Source organism: Domibacillus indicus (assembly GCF_000970685.1).
In the GTDB taxonomy this organism is placed as follows: domain Bacteria; phylum Bacillota; class Bacilli; order Bacillales; family Domibacillaceae; genus Domibacillus; species Domibacillus indicus.
On the sequence record NZ_LAJB01000002.1, the window covers coordinates 590,177 to 607,621 of the forward strand.

The 17,445-nt window shown below is 45.3% G+C and carries 21 protein-coding genes; all 21 read right to left on the minus strand.

Features of this window, described 5'->3' with window-relative positions:
• Positions 1–3: 3 nt before the first annotated feature.
• Complete coding sequence (gene era, locus VP98_RS03375) at positions 4–915, minus strand: GTPase Era (RefSeq protein ID WP_046173864.1); 912 nt, start codon at positions 913–915, stop codon at positions 4–6.
• The gene (locus tag VP98_RS03380; protein WP_231584114.1) at positions 905–1,315 is read right to left on the minus strand and encodes a cytidine deaminase; all 411 of its coding nucleotides are present in this window, start codon (positions 1,313–1,315) and stop codon (positions 905–907) included. Before VP98_RS03380 ends, era begins: the two co-directional genes overlap by 11 nt.
• The gene (locus VP98_RS03385; protein WP_231584100.1) at positions 1,312–1,692 is read right to left on the minus strand and encodes a diacylglycerol kinase family protein; all 381 of its coding nucleotides are present in this window, start codon (positions 1,690–1,692) and stop codon (positions 1,312–1,314) included. The genes VP98_RS03380 and VP98_RS03385 overlap by 4 nt, the downstream gene beginning before the upstream one ends.
• The gene (ybeY, locus tag VP98_RS03390) at positions 1,676–2,146 is read right to left on the minus strand and encodes an rRNA maturation RNase YbeY (RefSeq protein WP_046173867.1); all 471 of its coding nucleotides are present in this window, start codon (positions 2,144–2,146) and stop codon (positions 1,676–1,678) included. Before ybeY ends, VP98_RS03385 begins: the two co-directional genes overlap by 17 nt.
• Positions 2,130–3,119: a PhoH family protein gene (locus VP98_RS03395; protein ID WP_046173868.1), complete on the minus strand. Its 990-nt coding sequence runs from the start codon at positions 3,117–3,119 to the stop codon at positions 2,130–2,132. The genes ybeY and VP98_RS03395 overlap by 17 nt, the downstream gene beginning before the upstream one ends.
• 25 nt (positions 3,120–3,144) lie before the next feature.
• Positions 3,145–4,269: a sporulation protein YqfD gene (locus VP98_RS03400; RefSeq protein WP_046173869.1), complete on the minus strand. Its 1,125-nt coding sequence runs from the start codon at positions 4,267–4,269 to the stop codon at positions 3,145–3,147.
• Positions 4,262–4,528, minus strand: a complete 267-nt coding sequence (locus VP98_RS03405; protein ID WP_046173870.1) for a YabP/YqfC family sporulation protein — start codon at positions 4,526–4,528, stop codon at positions 4,262–4,264. The genes VP98_RS03400 and VP98_RS03405 overlap by 8 nt, the downstream gene beginning before the upstream one ends.
• Positions 4,529–4,579: 51 nt before the next feature.
• Complete coding sequence (locus VP98_RS03410) at positions 4,580–4,888, minus strand: hypothetical protein (RefSeq protein ID WP_197076543.1); 309 nt, start codon at positions 4,886–4,888, stop codon at positions 4,580–4,582.
• Positions 4,889–4,960: 72 nt separating this feature from the next.
• The gene (gene floA / locus VP98_RS03415; protein ID WP_046173872.1) at positions 4,961–5,956 is read right to left on the minus strand and encodes a flotillin-like protein FloA; all 996 of its coding nucleotides are present in this window, start codon (positions 5,954–5,956) and stop codon (positions 4,961–4,963) included.
• A gap of 15 nt (positions 5,957–5,971) precedes the next feature.
• Positions 5,972–6,691: an NfeD family protein gene (locus VP98_RS03420; protein ID WP_231584101.1), complete on the minus strand. Its 720-nt coding sequence runs from the start codon at positions 6,689–6,691 to the stop codon at positions 5,972–5,974.
• A gap of 99 nt (positions 6,692–6,790) precedes the next feature.
• On the minus strand, positions 6,791–7,237 hold the full coding sequence (locus VP98_RS03425; protein ID WP_046173873.1) for a GatB/YqeY domain-containing protein: 447 nt from the start codon (positions 7,235–7,237) through the stop codon (positions 6,791–6,793).
• Positions 7,238–7,251: 14 nt separating this feature from the next.
• Positions 7,252–7,425, minus strand: coding sequence for a 30S ribosomal protein S21 (gene rpsU / locus VP98_RS03430; RefSeq protein WP_018393973.1), 174 nt, complete (start codon positions 7,423–7,425; stop codon positions 7,252–7,254).
• A 109-nt stretch (positions 7,426–7,534) separates the two neighbouring features.
• Positions 7,535–8,218 carry a deoxyribose-phosphate aldolase gene (gene deoC, locus VP98_RS03435; RefSeq protein WP_046173874.1) on the minus strand — a complete coding sequence of 228 codons (684 nt, stop codon included), beginning with the start codon at positions 8,216–8,218 and terminating at the stop codon, positions 7,535–7,537.
• A gap of 102 nt (positions 8,219–8,320) precedes the next feature.
• Positions 8,321–9,652 (minus strand): tRNA (N(6)-L-threonylcarbamoyladenosine(37)-C(2))-methylthiotransferase MtaB, encoded by a 1,332-nt coding sequence (gene mtaB / locus VP98_RS03440; protein WP_046173875.1) that lies wholly within the window; start codon positions 9,650–9,652, stop codon positions 8,321–8,323.
• Between the two features lie 5 nt (positions 9,653–9,657).
• Positions 9,658–10,407, minus strand: a complete 750-nt coding sequence (locus VP98_RS03445) for a 16S rRNA (uracil(1498)-N(3))-methyltransferase (RefSeq protein ID WP_046173876.1) — start codon at positions 10,405–10,407, stop codon at positions 9,658–9,660.
• Between the two features lie 13 nt (positions 10,408–10,420).
• Positions 10,421–11,365, minus strand: coding sequence for a 50S ribosomal protein L11 methyltransferase (gene prmA / locus VP98_RS03450; protein ID WP_046173877.1), 945 nt, complete (start codon positions 11,363–11,365; stop codon positions 10,421–10,423).
• Positions 11,366–11,388: 23 nt separating this feature from the next.
• Entirely contained in the window at positions 11,389–12,510 is a 1,122-nt protein-coding gene (dnaJ, locus tag VP98_RS03455; protein ID WP_046173878.1) for a molecular chaperone DnaJ, read from the minus strand.
• Between the two features lie 129 nt (positions 12,511–12,639).
• Entirely contained in the window at positions 12,640–14,472 is a 1,833-nt protein-coding gene (dnaK, locus tag VP98_RS03460; protein WP_046173879.1) for a molecular chaperone DnaK, read from the minus strand.
• A gap of 38 nt (positions 14,473–14,510) precedes the next feature.
• The gene (gene grpE / locus VP98_RS03465; protein WP_082087808.1) at positions 14,511–15,116 is read right to left on the minus strand and encodes a nucleotide exchange factor GrpE; all 606 of its coding nucleotides are present in this window, start codon (positions 15,114–15,116) and stop codon (positions 14,511–14,513) included.
• A 16-nt stretch (positions 15,117–15,132) separates the two neighbouring features.
• Entirely contained in the window at positions 15,133–16,173 is a 1,041-nt protein-coding gene (hrcA, locus tag VP98_RS03470; RefSeq protein WP_046174143.1) for a heat-inducible transcriptional repressor HrcA, read from the minus strand.
• 89 nt (positions 16,174–16,262) lie between these two features.
• Positions 16,263–17,399, minus strand: coding sequence for a radical SAM family heme chaperone HemW (gene hemW / locus VP98_RS03475; protein ID WP_046173880.1), 1,137 nt, complete (start codon positions 17,397–17,399; stop codon positions 16,263–16,265).
• Between the last annotated feature and the right edge of the window lie 46 nt (positions 17,400–17,445).

A 17,445-nucleotide genomic window follows, 5' to 3' on the forward strand; every position in this document is an offset into this window, starting at 1 on the left:
ACATTAATATTCGTCTTCCTTGAAGCCAAAGTCCCGTAAATTCGCGGCTTTATTCCGCCAGTCCTTTTGAACCTTTACCCATAATTCTAAAAACACCTTCGATCCAAGCAAATGTTCAATGTCCTGCCGTGAGCGTTTGCCGACTTCTTTTAAAAGTGCACCCTGCTTTCCAATGACAATTCCTTTTTGCGAGTCACGCTCCACTACAATGGTAGCCATAACATCAATCATGTCTTTTCCATCCCGTTTAGAAATTTTATCAATGACAACCGCAATGGAATGCGGCACTTCCTCCCGTGTTAAGTGCAGCACTTTTTCACGAATTAATTCGGAAACGATAAAGCGCTCGGGGTGATCTGTCACTTGATCAGCCGGATAATATTGAGGGCCTTCCGGAAGCTGTTTTTTAATTTGCTCCAGCAGCCGGTCCACATTATTGCCTTCTAAGGCGGAAATCGGCACAATCTCCGTAAATTCAAGCAGTTCCTTGTACTGGACAATAAGCTCCATCAATTTATCGGGGTGAACGCGGTCAATTTTGTTAATCACCAGAAAAATAGGTGTTTTTATCCCTTTGAGCTTTTCAATAATAAATTCGTCCCCGCCGCCAAAGCCTTCTTCAGCATTAATCATAAAAAGGATGAGGTCTACTTCCTTCAGTGTATTCACTGCTGTTTTCATCATAAAGTCACCCAGTTTATGCTTCGGCTTATGAATACCAGGTGTATCAATAAAAATCATCTGGGCTTCATCTGCAGTCAGGACGCCCTGCACTTTATTACGGGTCGTCTGCGGCTTGTCGCTCATAATGGCGATCTTTTGGCCAATGACCCGATTTAAGAATGTTGATTTGCCGACATTCGGACGGCCAATAATTGAAATAAATCCTGATTTATAGTTATTATTACTCTCCATTCAAATCCTCCGGTGAAAAAGCGCCCGGCAGAAGCTCCGAAACGGTCAGCTTCTGCACATCGCCTTCTAAATTTGTCAGTATAACCGGCATATCCGGCGGGCAAAGCTCAGCTATTACCTGCCGGCACGCACCACATGGGGGCACCGGTCTTTTTGTATCCGCTACAACAGCAATGCCGGCAAACTCGCTCGCACCTTCTGACCATGCTTTAAAAATGGCCGTACGCTCAGCACAGTTGACAACGCTGTAGGCTGCATTTTCAATATTACAGCCGCCAAATATTTGTCCGTCTTTTGTCAGCAGGGCAGCGCCAACTTTAAAGTTCGAATAAGGAACATACGCTCGTTCGCGCGCTTCTTTTGCTGCTTTCATAAGCTGCTGTTCATTCATGCCGTTCACCTCGTTAAAATTTTTGGTATAAATAAAATACACCCGATTATCACTGCCATGCAGGCAAACAAAAGAACTGCGCCGGCAGCGAGATCTTTTGCCATTTTGGCGAGCGGCCGGTATTCTTCCGTTACCAGATCCACTGTTTTTTCAATAGCGGTATTAACCATTTCAAGAGCAATCACGCCTGCTATGGTCAAAACAAGGATACACCATTCCATTCGTGTCAGCTGAAAAATAAAACCAGCTGCAGATACTAGAATACCTGCAGCAGCGTGAACACGTATATTTGGTTCAAGCAACGCCAGTTTTAAGCCATTCCCGGCAAAGCAAAACGAAGATAAGAGTCTTTTTGGGCTGAACGCCTGTTTACCTTTCAAGTCCATACGCATCCAAAATATCTTTTTGGCGGCCAAACATCTCTTTTTCATCCTGCTCATTCATATGGTCATAACCAAGCAAATGGAGGAATCCGTGGACGGTTAAGAATCCAAGCTCCCGTTCAAATGAATGGCCGTACTCTTCTGCCTGTTCTTTCGCCCGGTCAGTTGAAATAATAATATCACCTAAAACCCTGGGAATCTCTGCTCCGGTAATGGCGACTTCATCTTCGCTCATTTCCTCCAGCGCAAACGAAATCACATCGGTCGGTGTGTCTTTATCCCGATACTCCCGGTTTATTTCCCGAATCCGCTCATTTGTCACAAATGTAACGGATACTTCACTTCCATCCGGCACGGACTCTTTCGCTGCCGCCAGCTGCAGCAGTTCTTCAGAAAGCTTCGCTGCGTCTTCCGCAAGGTTATTCGTTTCATCCAAAAAATCAACGACGAGTGCCATTGCCCCCATCTCCTTTTTCTGCTTTTTCGTATGCTGTAATGACTTTGGCTACGAGCGGGTGCCGAACAACATCCGTCTGATTTAAATGTACAAACGAAATGCCAGATGTATTGTTAAGAATCCGCTCCGCAGACACAAGGCCTGATACGGCACCTTTAGGCAAATCAATCTGGGTCTGGTCACCGGTGATAACCATTTTAGAGCCAAAGCCGAGCCGGGTTAAAAACATTTTCATTTGTGCATTTGTTGTATTTTGTGCTTCATCTAAAATAACAAAAGCATCATCCAGTGTGCGGCCGCGCATATAAGCAAGCGGCGCCACTTCAATTGTTCCGCGTTCAATCATCCGTTCAGTGTGCTCTGCTCCAAGAACATCATGAAGCGCATCATACAGGGGACGCAGATACGGGTCAACTTTTTCTTTTAAATCTCCCGGCAAAAAGCCGAGGCTTTCGCCCGCTTCCACTGCTGGCCTCGTTAAAATAATACGCTTGACCTGGCTGTTTTTTAAGGCACGCACCGCCATAACAACAGCCAGATACGTTTTGCCGGTTCCGGCCGGACCAATGCCAAATACAAGATCCTTGCTTCGGATTGCTTCAATGTAGTCCCGCTGTCCAAGGGTTTTAATACGAATGGACTTCCCTTTGGCATTTTTTGTTATTTCTTCCTCATATAACTCATCTAAATATTCAATTGTGTTATTTTTAGCCATTTGAACAGCGTTAATAACATCACGTTCACTTATGTTAATTTGCTTGCGAATGACACCGAGCAGCTGCTCCACTACAATGCGTGCTTTTTCAACGTTTTGGGCGGGTCCTGATATATGGACCGCTTCTCCCCGTGTAACCATTGATACGTGGAACTCTTCTTCCATGATCGCCAAATGGCGATCGGAAACGCCGAACAATAATACGGCTTCGTTTTGGTCGCCAAGAGCGACGGCTGCTGACTTCAGTTCTTCCTGCATTCAATCATTCTCCTTAGCTGGCACGTTAGTTAATTGCAATATTTTCTAGTACTTGGAAGTGTATAATCACTTTTACTTTACCATTTTCGACCCTCTTCTGTAAAACGTTTTCGCCTATAATGACTGCCTTTTTAGGCAGCCTGGCCATCAAAGCTCCCCTGGCTGCCTGAACAGCTTTTTTTTCTTGTTCAGCCTTTGATTCAATCGCTGTAACCGGCTTTAGTGGATAGTATGTTTCAGTTCGTACAGAAACAGGCAGCCGGTAAGAAAAAAAGTGAAAAGAATAACGGTTTTCTTCAGATTGAACGGGCTTCGAAAATGGAGAAGCAGTCCAGAGGCTGTATTCTTTTTCTCCAAGCGAAAAAAAGATGCTTTTTCTTTCTTCCCCATTCCGCGTTTTCAAGGAGCTGCCGATGGTTACTGTGGCCTTGTACCATGTTTCCGCTGTTACTGTTCCAGAGGCCGGCTTTTTTTTGGTGCCCGTAACCAGCCGTTCTCCGGCCTTTATAAAATCTCCCCGCCGAACCGCTGCTATTCCGCGCTCTACAAATAAATCATATACCACACCTGATTTAGAGGCCTTTAAATGAGTGCCCTCTTTTTTAGTATTCCCTTTTTTCTTTTCAGCAGAAACATCGACAACATAAGCAACCCCTTTTTTTTCAATTGAAACACGCACAACGCCGGGAATCTCCTGCACGGCACGCCTTGAGATTTTCTCCAGGTCCAGCTCATTTAAACGAACTGCTCCTTCTCGAATGCCTTCTTTTCGCAAAAACAAACGGACATCTCCTTCCAGCTCTGCATCTGCTCCCTGGATATCGATCCGAATAATCATTGCGGATAAAAGAATCATGGCAATAAAAAAGCAAATACTTGTCAAGAAAAATGGTGCGTATCGGGCAAGCCGCTTTTTTATAAATGGAAAACCTGTCCTGTCTTCAAATTGAACTTTACCGGAAAACAGCCTTGCTTCCTGACGGAGCTTGCCTACATCCCGGACAGATATACAAAACCGGACTTCATTGTCGCGGCTGTATCGAAGATTTTTTAATGTCACCCCTCGTTGATGTAATCGGCCTGGAAATAGAGGGGCTTCTTCTCCTTTAATCAGTACAGTTACAGCGCCAGTGAAAAAGAAGTCAGACACTTTTCTTTTCCTTCATAAAAACAGTGGTAATGGCTCCTTCAATTACTAGCTCAGCCGGCATCAGCTCAATTACCTCCAGCTTTTTCCCTTTTATTTCAAGAACAGCATCCAATAGCTGAATACGCACAGATTGGCTTGTAAACTGTTCCAGCTTTTCAGCATTGTATACAACCACCTTGCCTTTACCGATTACAACCACTCTCGGAATCCGCCCGACAGCGTCTTCCGGCAGACCCGCCATTTTCCCCATCCACTTCATAAAAAACGCCCCTTTCTTTTTCATATATGTATGAAAAGAAAGGGGCATTCATCACTTTTTGCGTTTTGACTTTGGCGGTCCAAGTATTTCCGATAGGACAATGCCTTTAATCATATCTTCACCTGTCCACGTATCAATAACAGAAGCAGGCTCCTCTTTTTTCATCCGGTTCGTCCGGGCAGACGGGGACAGCTTTTCACTGTTTTCCGGCGGCTTAAGCTGCTTCCGGCCTGTTGAAACAGCGGCAGGCCGAGGCTGCTCGGCCGGCTTCGAATCCATTTGACCAGATGGGCCTTTCTGCTTCTGCTCTGCTTTTTGTTTGCTCGTTTTAGATGTTTCCTGTTTTGCGTTTCTGCCCAAAAAAAGCGAGATCAAACCGGCAATAATTGCAAAAATTAACCCTTCTATTGCGATGACCCCCTTATGCTACTGTTAGTCCTTCTTATGATCTTTTTTCTTGTCGCCAAGACCGCTGATCGCATCACGCATATCTGTATCCGCTGAGAGGTTTTGGATATTTAAGTAATCCATTACGCCAATATTTCCGGCACGAAGCGCTTCACCCATCGCGCGGGGCACATCTGCTTCTGCTTCTACTACTTTCGCCCGCATTTCTTCAACGCGCGCTTTCATTTCCTGCTCTTTTGCCACGGCCATCGCACGTCTTTCTTCTGCTTTCGCCTGGGCAATATTTTTGTCGGCTTCCGCTTGCTCTGTTTGAAGTTCAGCGCCGATATTTTTACCGATATCCACATCTGCAATATCAATGGACAGAATTTCAAAAGCCGTTCCAGAATCCAGCCCTTTGTTTAAAACTGTTTGCGAAATCATATCAGGGTTTTCCAGCACCTTTTTATGATGATCGCTGGAACCAATAGTCGATACAATGCCCTCACCAACACGGGCAACAATCGTTTCCTCACCCGCACCCCCAACAAGCCGGTCAATATTTGCCCGGACTGTAATGCGGGCTTTCGCTTTTACTTCAATTCCATTCATCGCCACACCTGCGATAAATGGCGTTTCGATTACTTTCGGGTTTACACTCATTTGAACAGCTTCCAATACGTCACGCCCGGCCAGGTCAATCGCAGCAGCCCGTTCAAATGTTAATTCGATGTTCGCTCGATGGGCGGCAATAAGCGCATTCACAACCCGGTCTACATTTCCTCCGGCGAGGTAATGGCTTTCAAGCTGATTAATGCTTAATCCAAGACCTGCTTTTGAAGCTTTAATAAGCGGGTTAACTACACGGCTTGGAATAACCCGGCGAAGACGCATACCAATTAAAGTAAATATACTGATTTTTACTCCGGCTGCAAGCGCTGAAATCCAGAGCGCAACAGGTACAAGCGTCAGCAAAATACTAAGCAAGATAATTGCAGCAGCAATTGCTACGAGTAATAAAATGGTGTTTCCTGCAAACATTCAATCTTCCTCCTTTTATGACTCCGTTTCTCTTACTACTACACGGATACCTTCTGTTTTTACCACAGCTACTTCTTTTCCGGCCGCGATAAAAACACCTTCTGCGACAGCGTCGATGCGTTCTCCCTCAATAACTATAGTGCCAGATGGACGTAGCGCTGTTTTCGTCTTGCCAATTTTTCCAATTAATTCGATACGCGTTACATTGGAAACATAACCATGCTCCGTATCAGTCGAATCGCTTAAAATGAACTTTCTAAAAAATTTCATTTCTTTCCCCAACACCTTTATCATTAAAATCAGTGCTGCTGTTGCTATTAAAAAGGCAATTAAGAGAGAAATGGCCATCAAAAGCATACTTGCCCCAGCATAAAGAACGCCTGCTGCAAATAACAAGAAGCCGATGAAGCCGACGATTCCTCCGGGCAGTATGACTTCTGCAAGGATAAAAATAACGCCTGCCACAATAAGCAGCACTGTCAAAATACCGGCATCTCCTGACATAACATGCCCTGCAGTAAAAATAATTAATGCAAGCGTGCCGGCTGCCCCAGGTATACCAAACCCTGGTGTAAATAATTCCAAAACAAATCCTGTCAGCATGACCGATAACAGTACTGTAACGACAATTGGATTGGTCGCAAAATCAACGAATCGTCCGCTGCTATCGAATGCCAGCAGAAATGGAATAGCTGCAAGCAATCCGATTGTTTTTTTATTTCGAATTTGTTTCACCGCCTTCCTGCCGGTTCTTTCTTATCTATACGGAATAACCGGGCAAAAAGTTTCATAGAATAAATAAAAAAACTGCCGCCCTGATTGGACGGCAGTTTTTTAGGAAAGCTTTTGCTGGACAAGACGGTTAACAAGCGAGCCATCCGCTTTGCCTTTTACTTTTGGCATAAGCGCAGCCATCACTTTTCCCATGTCCGCTTTTGCAGAAGCTCCTGTTTCAGCGATTGTTTCATCAACAATGGCTGAAACTTCTTCTTCTGAAAGCTGTTCCGGCATATATTCGTTCACGTAAGTCAGTTCAGTTTGAATTTTGGCCACAAGGTCCCCGCGGCCGGCTTTTTCAAACTCGTGGAGGGAGTCTTTGCGCTGTTTCACTTCGCGAGAAAGGACTGTCAGTTCTTCCTCTTCTGTCAGATCCCTTCCGCCCGCTTTAATGCCTTCATTTTGCAATGAAGCTTTCAGCATACGGATGACTGTCAGCTTTTCTTTCTCTTTGTTCTTCATCGCTTGCTTCATCTCGTCATTAAGACGTCCGAGAAGACTCATAAAAAAACCTCCTCTTAGAACTTACGCTTACGAGCTGCTTCAGATTTCTTTTTGCGTTTCACGCTTGGTTTTTCATAAAATTCACGCTTTCTGTACTCCTGCAGGGTGCCTGTTTTAGAAACAGTTTTCTTGAAACGGCGAAGAGCATCTTCAAGCGATTCGTTTTTGCGAACAACAGTTTTTGACATTTCTTTTTCCCTCCCTCCGAACACATTACGATGGAAATTCCATGTACTGAACTATTATAATACATGTACTTTCGACCGTCAAGAAACTTTCTTTACAAAAAATGCACGATTAATAGCCTGCTTCTCCTTCGACACCTTTTACAATCGCAATACCAGAGCTGGCACCAATCCGTGTAGCTCCCGCCTTAATCATATTCATCGCGTCCTGCTGTGTACGGACACCCCCGGATGCTTTTACGCCAATCTTAGGGCCCACTGTTTCACGCATTAATTGGATGTCTTCTTCTGTAGCCCCTCCTGCTGAAAAGCCAGTCGATGTTTTTACGTAGTCCGCTCCTGCCGCAACGGCCAGTTCGCACGCTGTTTTCTTTTCTTTATCGGTGAGAAGGCTTGTTTCGATAATCACTTTTACTAGCGCTTTTCCTTGAGATGATGCTGTTACGGCTTTAATGTCTTTTTCGACCGTCTCTAAATCGCCATCCTTTAAAGCACCGATGTTGATGACCATGTCAACTTCCGCCGCTCCATGCTCAATAGCCGTTTTGGCTTCAAATGCTTTTACTTCCGTAATGGTTGCGCCAAGCGGGAACCCAACAACCGTGCAGACTTTTACGTCAGAGCCGCGAAGCAATTCCGCTGCCTGCTTTACACGGGCCGGATTTACGCAGACCGAAGCAAATCCATGCCGGCTTGCTTCTTCACATAATTGTGCCACTTGTTCTTTTGTGGCATCTGCTTTTAAAAGTGTATGGTCAATCGTTTTAGCGATATTTCCAAATGTATCGGTGATCATGGCATGATACCCCTTTCCATTAGTTGTCCGTACCTCTTTATTTTATCACTATCATGCACTTCTTGCGAGAAAATAAACAAAAAACCGGCAGAGCTGCCGGTTTTATGCATGAGCAGCTTCCATTACCCGGACGAATTGTCCTTCGTTATACGGATAGCCTGCTTTTGTTATTTTTACTTTTACAATCTTTCCGACCATTTCCTCTGTTGCGGGGAACACAACTTTTAAATAATTATCTGTATAGCCGCTGTAAAGTCCTTCTCCGCCTTCTTTAAATGGCTCCTCTGGAATAACTTCAAGCACTTCTCCTTCAAATTGAGCTGCGTATTCTTTTGCAAGCTGGTCAGACAGGGCAATTAGTTTATGAACCCGTTCATTTTTTATTTCTTCATCCACCTGGTCATCCATGCGCGCTGCCGGTGTGCCGGTCCGTTTGGAATAAGGGAATACATGCAGTTCAGAAAATTTATGCTCTTTAATAAAATTATAGGTTTCCATAAATTCTTCTTCTGTTTCCCCCGGGAACCCGACAATAACATCCGACGTAACCGCGAGACCCGGCAGTGCTTCCTTTAAGCGGGTAAGACGGTCTGCAAAGGCAGCCATTGTATACTTGCGGCGCATCCGTTTCAAGACAGTATCCGACCCTGATTGAAGCGGGATATGCATATGGCGTACGACTATATTGGACTTATCGATTACATCAATTACTTCATCCGTTAACTGACTTGCTTCAATAGAGGAAATACGAATTCTTTTTAAACCCGGCACTTTCGCTTCCAGGTCACGAAGAAGCATCGCTAAATTATAATCTTTAAAATCAGAACCATAGCCGCCGGTGTGAATGCCGGTTAAAACAATTTCCTGATAGCCTGACTGCACGAGCTGGCTGGCCTGGCGGATTACTTCTTCCGGATTGCGTGACCGCATTAAGCCGCGGGCCCATGGAATAATACAAAATGTGCAGAAATTATTGCAGCCTTCCTGAATTTTCAGGGAAGCTCTCGTCCGGTCTGTGAAAGCCGGAACATCCAATTCCTCATAAACACGGTTTTTCATAATATTTCCGACTGCATTGATAGGCTGGCGTTCCGCTTTAAACTGCTCAATGTAATCGAGCATTTTGACTCGGTCCTGCGTGCCTACAACTACGTCAACACCAGGAATGGCCATAATTTCAGCCGGGGACGTTTGTGCATAGCATCCTGTCACACAAATAACCGCATCCGGGTTTTTACGGACTGCCCGGCGAATCACCTGCCGGCTTTTCTTATCTCCCGTGTTGGTCACCGTACATGTATTGATTACATATACATCAGATGTTTTTTCAAAATCTGTCCGTTCATAGCCTTTTTGCTCAAACAGCTGCCAGATTGCTTCCGTTTCATAATGGTTTACTTTGCAGCCTAATGTATGAAATGCCACGGTTGGCATGTATATCACCTCTTCAATTCTAAATAAAACGATGCCGCAGAAAGAACGTATAACGGCGCGGTTTCGGCCCGAAGAATTCTTGGGCCAAGCGCACAGGGAACGAAGCCGCTGCTTTTCAAGCGGTCCGCCTCCCGCTCAGAAAACCCGCCCTCGGGTCCTGATACAACAAGCATCCGTCCTCCCTGCTGCATACTGCTGACCGCTTCATAAAAAGCGGTCATTTCTCCGTCCCTGGCCGATTCTTCATAAGCGAAAAGGAGTGTATCGAATTGTTTTCCATACTCGATCAGCTCCTCCAGAGACATTGGTTCCGACACGGCCGGAATCCGGTTTCGATGAGACTGTTCCGCCGCTTCTTTTGCAATCTTTTGCCACCGTTCTGTTTTTTTGCTCCCTTTTTTCCGGTCCCATTTTACAATTGAACGCGCAGCTTCAAAAGGAATAAACCCGGCTGCGCCGAGTTCTGTTCCTTTTTGTATAATATAATCGAATTTATCGCCTTTCACAAGCCCGCATGCGAGGACAATATCAGCCGGCAGTTCAGCAGATGCTCCCACCCATTCTTCTACTTCGGCGCGAACTGCCTCATCGCTGACTTGATTAAGCACAGCAACCGCTGCCCGGCCATCCGGAAAAACAGCATACACACGGCTGCCTGCTTCCATGCGCATAACCCGGCGGATATGATGGATATCTTCCGCTGCAAATGTAATATTCTGCTCGTCCTGGTCACCTGTTAAAAAGTATCGCTGCATGACTGTACCCCGCTTACTCTGCTTTTTTTCCGACAATGCATACCCAGTCTTCCATTACAACGGTTTCTTCAATGAACAATCCAGCATCGGTCATCGCTTTGCGTACATCCTCTTTTTTCTGGCCGATAATACCGGAGGCAATAAAAAAGCCGCCCGGACGTAAAATAGACGCCACATCACCCGTAAATGAAATGATTACTTCAGCCAGTATATTGGATACTACTATATCCGGCTGGTCATCAATGCCATCAATTAAATTATTTTTTGCAACCGAGACAATATCCTCAGCATGGTTAAGCGCTACGTTCTGGCGGGCCGCTGACACGGCCACATCGTCCAAATCCAGTGCAGTAACACGAGCAGCCCCCAACAGGGCAGCACCAATTGCAAGAACCCCTGAGCCAGTACCTACATCCACTACGTGATGATCCCGTTTTACAAATCGTTCAAGTGCCTGCAGACACATTACGGTCGTCGGGTGTGTGCCTGTTCCAAAAGCCATGCCCGGGTCAAGTTCAATAATAATCTCATCTGTCGAAAAAGGTTCATATTTCTCCCAGGTTGGAACAATTGTAAACTTTTCAGAGATTTTGACTGGATTGTAATACTGCTTCCATGCAGTGGCCCAGTCTTCTTCGTGAACTTCACTGACAGAAACTTTCAAATTTCCCGTATCAATCTGGTACACAGCCAAATTTTTAACTGCCGCGGTAATATCATCTACCGTTTCCTGCAGAAAACTGTTAACGGGCAAGTAAGCTTTCACGGCAACACCTTCTTCCGGGTAATCATCCGGGTTTAGCTCATACAGCTCACCAAAAAGGCCGCCCTCCCGCTTTTTATCCAGTTCAGCACGGTCTTCAATGACCACACCGCTTGCACCCGCTTCATGCAGAATATTTGAAATCGGCTCAACCGCTTCATTGACGGTTTCAATGCAAATTTCCGACCATTTCATCTTTGCCAGCTCCTATCAAGGCTTTAATCACGCTTGAGCGCGCGTTTTACTTTATCAAAAAAGCCATCTTCCTCACTTGGCTGTTCACCACTGACTTCTGCAAATTCACGAAGAAGCTGTTTTTGTTTTTCACTTAATTTAACCGGTGTAATTACTTTAACAAGAACATGCTGATCGCCTGTTCCAAAGCCTCTTACATTTACTACACCTTTGCCGCGCAGACGGAATCTTGTGCCGCTTTGTGTACCTGCCGGAATTTTCAATTTCACTTTGCCATGTATAGTCGGCACTTCAATTTCATCCCCAAGCGCAGCCTGTACAAATGTAATCGGCATTTCACAATAAATGTCATCGCCCTCACGCTCGAATAACTCATGTTCACGAACACGGAATACTACATAGAGATCTCCCGGAGGTCCTCCGTTTACTCCGGCTTCTCCCTGTCCCGACAACCGGATTTGCTGGCCTTCATCAATACCGGCCGGCACTTTTACATTGATCGTTTTATTTTTTGTTACACGCCCGTCGCCGCCGCATGTTGAACATTTTTCTTTAATGATTTTGCCTGTGCCGCTGCAATGGTGGCACGTACGGCGTGTGGCCACCCGGCCAAACGGTGTGTTTTGCTCTACATTTAACTGCCCGGCACCGCCGCAATGCGGACATGTTTCAGGGGAAGTGCCCGGTTTTGCCCCGCTGCCATGGCACGTGCCGCATTCTTCTTCTTTCGGAATGGTGATGTCTTTTTCCACTCCAAAAACTGCTTCTTCGAATGACAGAGTCATTGTGTATTGAAGGTCGTCGCCCTGGCGCGGGGCATTTGGGTCGCGCCGGCGTCCGCCGCCGCCGCCGAAAAACGTGCTGAATATATCATCAAAGCCGCCGCCAAAGCCAGAGAAACCGCCGCCGCCAAAGCCGCCCTGCTGCGGGCCTGCATGACCGAATTGGTCATATTGGGCTTTTTTATTATCATCACTCAGCACTTCATAGGCTTCAGAAATTTCTTTGAACTTTTCATCTGCGCCCGGTTCCTTGTTAATATCCGGATGATACTTCTTCGACAGTTTTCGATATGCTTTCTTGATTTCATCCTTGGAGGCTCCTTTTTGGACACCCAGTACTTCATAATAATCCCGTTTGCTCACCTTTTTCACTCCCGTTTCATTCACATAACCGCTATTTTAACATACATCGGCTTTTCATTGGTAATTTGTTTCATGAAAAAAGCCAAAGCCGGGAAACCGCTGACTTTGACTTTTTCATGTAGCTCTTGCTTAGTTTTTATTCTTTGAGTCGTCTACTTCTTCAAATTCAGCATCAACAACACCGTCATCCGCTGGCGCGCCTTCCGCTCCCTGCTGTGCCTGTGCCGCTTTTGCTGCTTCTTCGTACAGCTTCATGGACAGCTGCTGAACGATTTCATTCAATGCATCGCGTTTTGTACGGATCTCTTCAAGATCGCCTTTTTCAATCGCTTCTTTCAGGGCATCTTTTGCCTCTGTCGCTTTTTGAAGCTCTGCTTCGTCCACTTTGCCTTCAAGCTCGCTCACTGTTTTTTCTGTTGTGAAAACAAGCTGGTCTGCTTCGTTGCGAAGTTCTACTTCTTCTTTACGCTGCTTGTCAGCATCTGCATTTTCTTCCGCTTCTTTTACCATGCGCTCGATCTCGTCGTCAGAAAGGCCGGATGAAGATTGAATCGTAATATTTTGCTCTTTTTGAGTTCCAAGATCTTTTGCTTTTACATTTACGATACCATTTTTATCGATATCAAACGTCACTTCGATTTGTGGTACGCCTCGCGGTGCCGGCGGAATATCAGTCAGCTGGAAGCGGCCCAGCGTTTTGTTATCCGCTGCCATTGGGCGCTCCCCTTGAAGTACATGAATGTCTACAGCCGGCTGGTTGTCAGCTGCCGTTGAGAATACCTGTGATTTTGAAGTCGGGATTGTTGTGTTACGGTCAATCAGCTTCGTAAATACACCGCCCATTGTTTCAATACCAAGCGAAAGCGGTGTAACGTCAAGAAGAACAACGTCTTTTACATCACCTGTTAGTACACCGCCTTGAATCGCCGCACCCATTGCTACTACCTCATCCGGGTTAACGCCTTTATGCGGCTCTTTGCCTGTTTGTTTTTTGATTGCTTCCTGCACTGCCGGGATACGAGTCGAACCGCCGACTAAAATTACTTTATCAATATCCGCGTTTGTTTTTCCAGCATCCTGAAGCGCCTGGCGGACAGGACCCATTGTGCGTTCTACAAGGTTTGATGACAATTCATCAAATTTTGCACGTGAAAGTGTTGTTTCAAGGTGAAGCGGGCCTGCTTCGCCGGCTGTGATAAATGGAAGAGAGATTTGTGTTGAAGTGACGCCGGACAAATCTTTTTTCGCTTTTTCGGCTGCATCTTTTAAACGCTGCATCGCCATTTTATCTTTTGACAAATCAATGCCGTTGTCTTTTTTAAATTCATTTACAAGATAATCAATGATGACTTCATCAAAATCATCGCCGCCAAGACGGTTGTCACCGGCAGTTGAAAGCACTTCAAATACGCCGTCGCCCAGTTCAAGAATAGACACATCAAATGTACCGCCGCCAAGGTCGTATACAAGAATCGTCTGATCCTGGTCTGTTTTATCCATGCCGTATGCAAGTGCCGCAGCAGTCGGCTCGTTGATGATACGTTCTACTTCAAGACCGGCAATTTTACCGGCATCTTTTGTTGCCTGACGCTCTGCATCATTGAAATAAGCCGGAACTGTAATAACAGCTTTATCGACTTTTTCGCCTAAATAGTCTTCTGCATAAGCTTTTAAATGCTGTAAAATCATTGCGGAAATCTCTTGTGGTGAATACTCTTTTCCATCAATATTTTCTTTGTGGTTTGTTCCCATGTGGCGTTTAATAGAAATGATGGTATTCGGATTCGTGATCGCCTGGCGCTTCGCCACTTCTCCTACCTGGCGTTCATCGTTTTTAAATGCAACCACAGATGGTGTGGTACGGTTGCCTTCCGGGTTAGGAATAACTTTCGCTTCGCCTCCCTCAAGCACCGCTACGCAAGAGTTTGTGGTTCCAAGGTCAATACCGATAATTTTACTCATTTTAAAATTCCCTCCTGAAATCATTGCTTATCAAAATATTATTGATTGACTTTTACCATTGACGGGCGGATAACCCGATCTTTAAGTTTATAGCCTTTTTGAAGCTCAGCTAAAACAGAATTTGGCTCCGCTGATTCATCATTGTCTGTCATAACAGCCTGATGAACCGTCGGGTCAAATGGCTTGCCAACTGTTTCAATTGGTTCTACCCCTTCACTTTCAAGAGCCTTTACAAGTGTGTTATACACCATTTCCATCCCTTGAAGCACGGATTTTGTTTCATCGTGCTCCGCAGTAACCTGCAAAGCGCGCTCAAAATTATCGAGCACCGGCAAAAGTTCAGTTACCAGCTTTTGGGCACGGTATTTCTCCTGCGCTTCCCGGTCCAAATTTGCCCGGCGTCGGAAATTATCAAAGTCAGCCCGCAAACGCAAGTAACGGTCCTCTGACTCGTCCAGCTGTTTTTGAAGCTGTTCTTCTTTTGTTTCTGTTTCTTCTAAAATTTCCTCGCCTGTTTCTCCGACAATTGTTTCATCCAGTTCAACGGCTTGATCTTCTTTAGAAGGAACCGCCTGATCCTCGTCAAGCGGTTTTTCTTCTGTCAATGGCTTTTGATCTTCTGCCACTGATGCCACCTCCAACATTCAGTTATCATTATATTTAAGAGCGGGTATTGTAAAGACGGGTCAGCACATTCGTCATATCATGGCTCAAAAAATCAACCAGCGTAATCACACGGGAATATTCCATCCGTTTGGGCCCAAGAATCGCAATCGTCCCAACCGGCTGATCGCCCACTGAATAAGATGCTGTAATTAAACTGCAGTCTTCCATTGCCTGTTCGGCATTTTCCGTACCGATTTTCACTTGCACACCAGCTTTAGCATCTGTCGGACGGATCATTTGATACACGTCGTGCTCTTTTTCCATCATGTCCATAACAAGGCGCACTTTTTCCACATCACGAAATTCAGGCTGATTAAAAATGTTTGTTTTGCCTCCGATAAAAAGCTTGCCAATCGGCGAGCCGCCGGATGCTTCTGCAAACATATGCAGTACAGCTTCGTAATTGCGAAGGTGGCGCCTCATTAACTCCGTCGTTTCTTTATAGATTTTGTGGCGGAGTTCTGACAGCGGAACACCGGTCAGCCGATCATTTAAAATGTTGACCATCTTTTCAATATCTGCTGGTTCAATTCCTTCAGGGAGCGAAAAAACCCTGTTTTCTACGTGCCCTGTATTCGTTACAATAATCGCCACTGCAGTTTGAGCATCAATCGGAATAATCTGCAGGCTTTTCACTTTATTATCATTAAATTTAGGACCGAGGACGATCGACGTATAGCTGGTCAATTCCGATAAAATCGTCGCCGCGTTTTGAATCGCTTTTTCAAGTCCCTCCTGCCTGTCGGCAAAAACGGAATGAATCGCTGTGCGTTCGCTGCGCCGAAGAGATCCCGGCGACAACAGGTGGTCCACATAATAACGATACCCTTTTTCAGACGGAACACGCCCGGATGAAGTATGTGTTTTTTCCAGGAAACCCATTTCTTCAAGATCAGCCATTTCATTTCGAATCGTAGCCGGGCTGTACGACACATCATTTTTCTTCGCGAGATGACGTGACCCGACTGGCTGAGCCGAGCGAATGAAATCATCAATTATAATTTGCAAGATGAAAAGTTGGCGGTCTGTCAGCACATTAATCACCTCTGTTAGCACTCTTTCTATTCGAGTGCTAAATCTACATTTAAATTATCAAAAACCTGTTTGTCTGTCAACGAGTACGCTTATATTTCCGGCTGAATTAAAAAGGATTGAAACACTTCGTTCCCTAAAAACTTTCCTTTATGAGTCAGGCGGATAAAATCTTCTCTTATTTCAAGAAGGCCCCGGCCTGTCATTTCTTCCACTGCTTCTTTAAAAAAGCAAAGTGGATTTTCACTGTATTTGTTTTCAAAAGCTGAGATAGAGACACCTTCTGTTTTTCGAAGGCCGAGAAACATTTCTTCTTCCATTTGTTCCTGCTTTGTCGTCTGCTGGCTGGTTATACGAGGCCATCTTCCTTCATTAATCGGCTCCATATATTTTTTCAACGGGCCAAAGTTTGCATACCTTTGCCCTTTTACATATCCATGCGCTCCCGCGCCAAATCCGTAATACTCTTCATTGTTCCAGTACGTTAGATTATGGCGGCTTTCAAAGCCCGGCCGGGCAAAGTTGCTGATTTCATACTGATACAGGCCGCCGGCAGCCATTTCCTGCATTACAGCTTCATACATTTCAGCTTCAGCTTCTTCTTTTGGAAGCGGCAGCTTTCCTTTGACCATCAAGTTATAAAATACGGTCTTGGGTTCGATAATTAAGGAATAAGCGGAGTAATGCGGCAGCCCGAGAGCCACTGCCTGTTTGACCGTATCAACAGCATCATCTGTCGTTTGTTCGGGCAGCCCGTAAATTAAATCAATACTTAAATTATCAAAGCCTGCTTTTTCTGCATCATGAAGCGTCCGCAAAACATCTTTTTTTGTGTGAGTGCGTCCGATCCGCTTCAAATGAGCATCATTAAAGGACTGCACACCAATGCTGAGGCGGTTGACTCCTCCTTCTTTTAAGATACGCATTTTTTCAAGAGTTAAATCGCCAGGGTTTGCCTCAAAGGTGTATTCTGCATCCGGCAGCAAAGGAAGCCTTTGACCAATAGATTCGACTAATAAAAACAGCTGCTGCGCATCAAGCGATGTCGGGGTGCCTCCTCCGACAAAAATCGATTTATAGCCACCGTTTCTTTCCGCCATGCCCATTTCCTCATCAAGGCATTTCAAATACTGTTCCACCGGCTGATTTTTCATAAACACTTTATTAAAATCACAGTAGTGGCAAATGTGATGGCAAAATGGGATATGAATATAAGCAGCGTTTGTCACGTTTGCTCACACCTTTCTATACATAAAGGAAAGGTGCCCGAAGTCC

Coding starts and splice junctions, on each gene's coding strand:
- mtaB (WP_046173875.1), bottom strand. CDS start 9,652: ATGCCAACCGTGGCATTTCATACATTAGGCTGCAAAGTAAACCATTAT.
- VP98_RS03395 (WP_046173868.1), bottom strand. CDS start 3,119: ATGCAGGAAGAACTGAAGTCAGCAGCCGTCGCTCTTGGCGACCAAAAC.
- VP98_RS03405 (WP_046173870.1), bottom strand. CDS start 4,528: ATGAAGTGGATGGGGAAAATGGCGGGTCTGCCGGAAGACGCTGTCGGG.
- VP98_RS03425 (WP_046173873.1), bottom strand. CDS start 7,237: ATGAGTCTTCTCGGACGTCTTAATGACGAGATGAAGCAAGCGATGAAG.
- deoC (WP_046173874.1), bottom strand. CDS start 8,218: ATGATCACCGATACATTTGGAAATATCGCTAAAACGATTGACCATACA.
- rpsU (WP_018393973.1), bottom strand. CDS start 7,425: ATGTCAAAAACTGTTGTTCGCAAAAACGAATCGCTTGAAGATGCTCTT.
- dnaK (WP_046173879.1), bottom strand. CDS start 14,472: ATGAGTAAAATTATCGGTATTGACCTTGGAACCACAAACTCTTGCGTA.
- prmA (WP_046173877.1), bottom strand. CDS start 11,365: ATGAAATGGTCGGAAATTTGCATTGAAACCGTCAATGAAGCGGTTGAG.
- ybeY (WP_046173867.1), bottom strand. CDS start 2,146: ATGGCACTCGTCGTTGATTTTTTGGATGAAACGAATAACCTTGCGGAA.
- era (WP_046173864.1), bottom strand. CDS start 915: ATGGAGAGTAATAATAACTATAAATCAGGATTTATTTCAATTATTGGC.
- grpE (WP_082087808.1), bottom strand. CDS start 15,116: ATGTTGGAGGTGGCATCAGTGGCAGAAGATCAAAAGCCATTGACAGAA.
- VP98_RS03385 (WP_231584100.1), bottom strand. CDS start 1,692: ATGGACTTGAAAGGTAAACAGGCGTTCAGCCCAAAAAGACTCTTATCT.
- floA (WP_046173872.1), bottom strand. CDS start 5,956: ATGTTTGCAGGAAACACCATTTTATTACTCGTAGCAATTGCTGCTGCA.
- VP98_RS03445 (WP_046173876.1), bottom strand. CDS start 10,407: ATGCAGCGATACTTTTTAACAGGTGACCAGGACGAGCAGAATATTACA.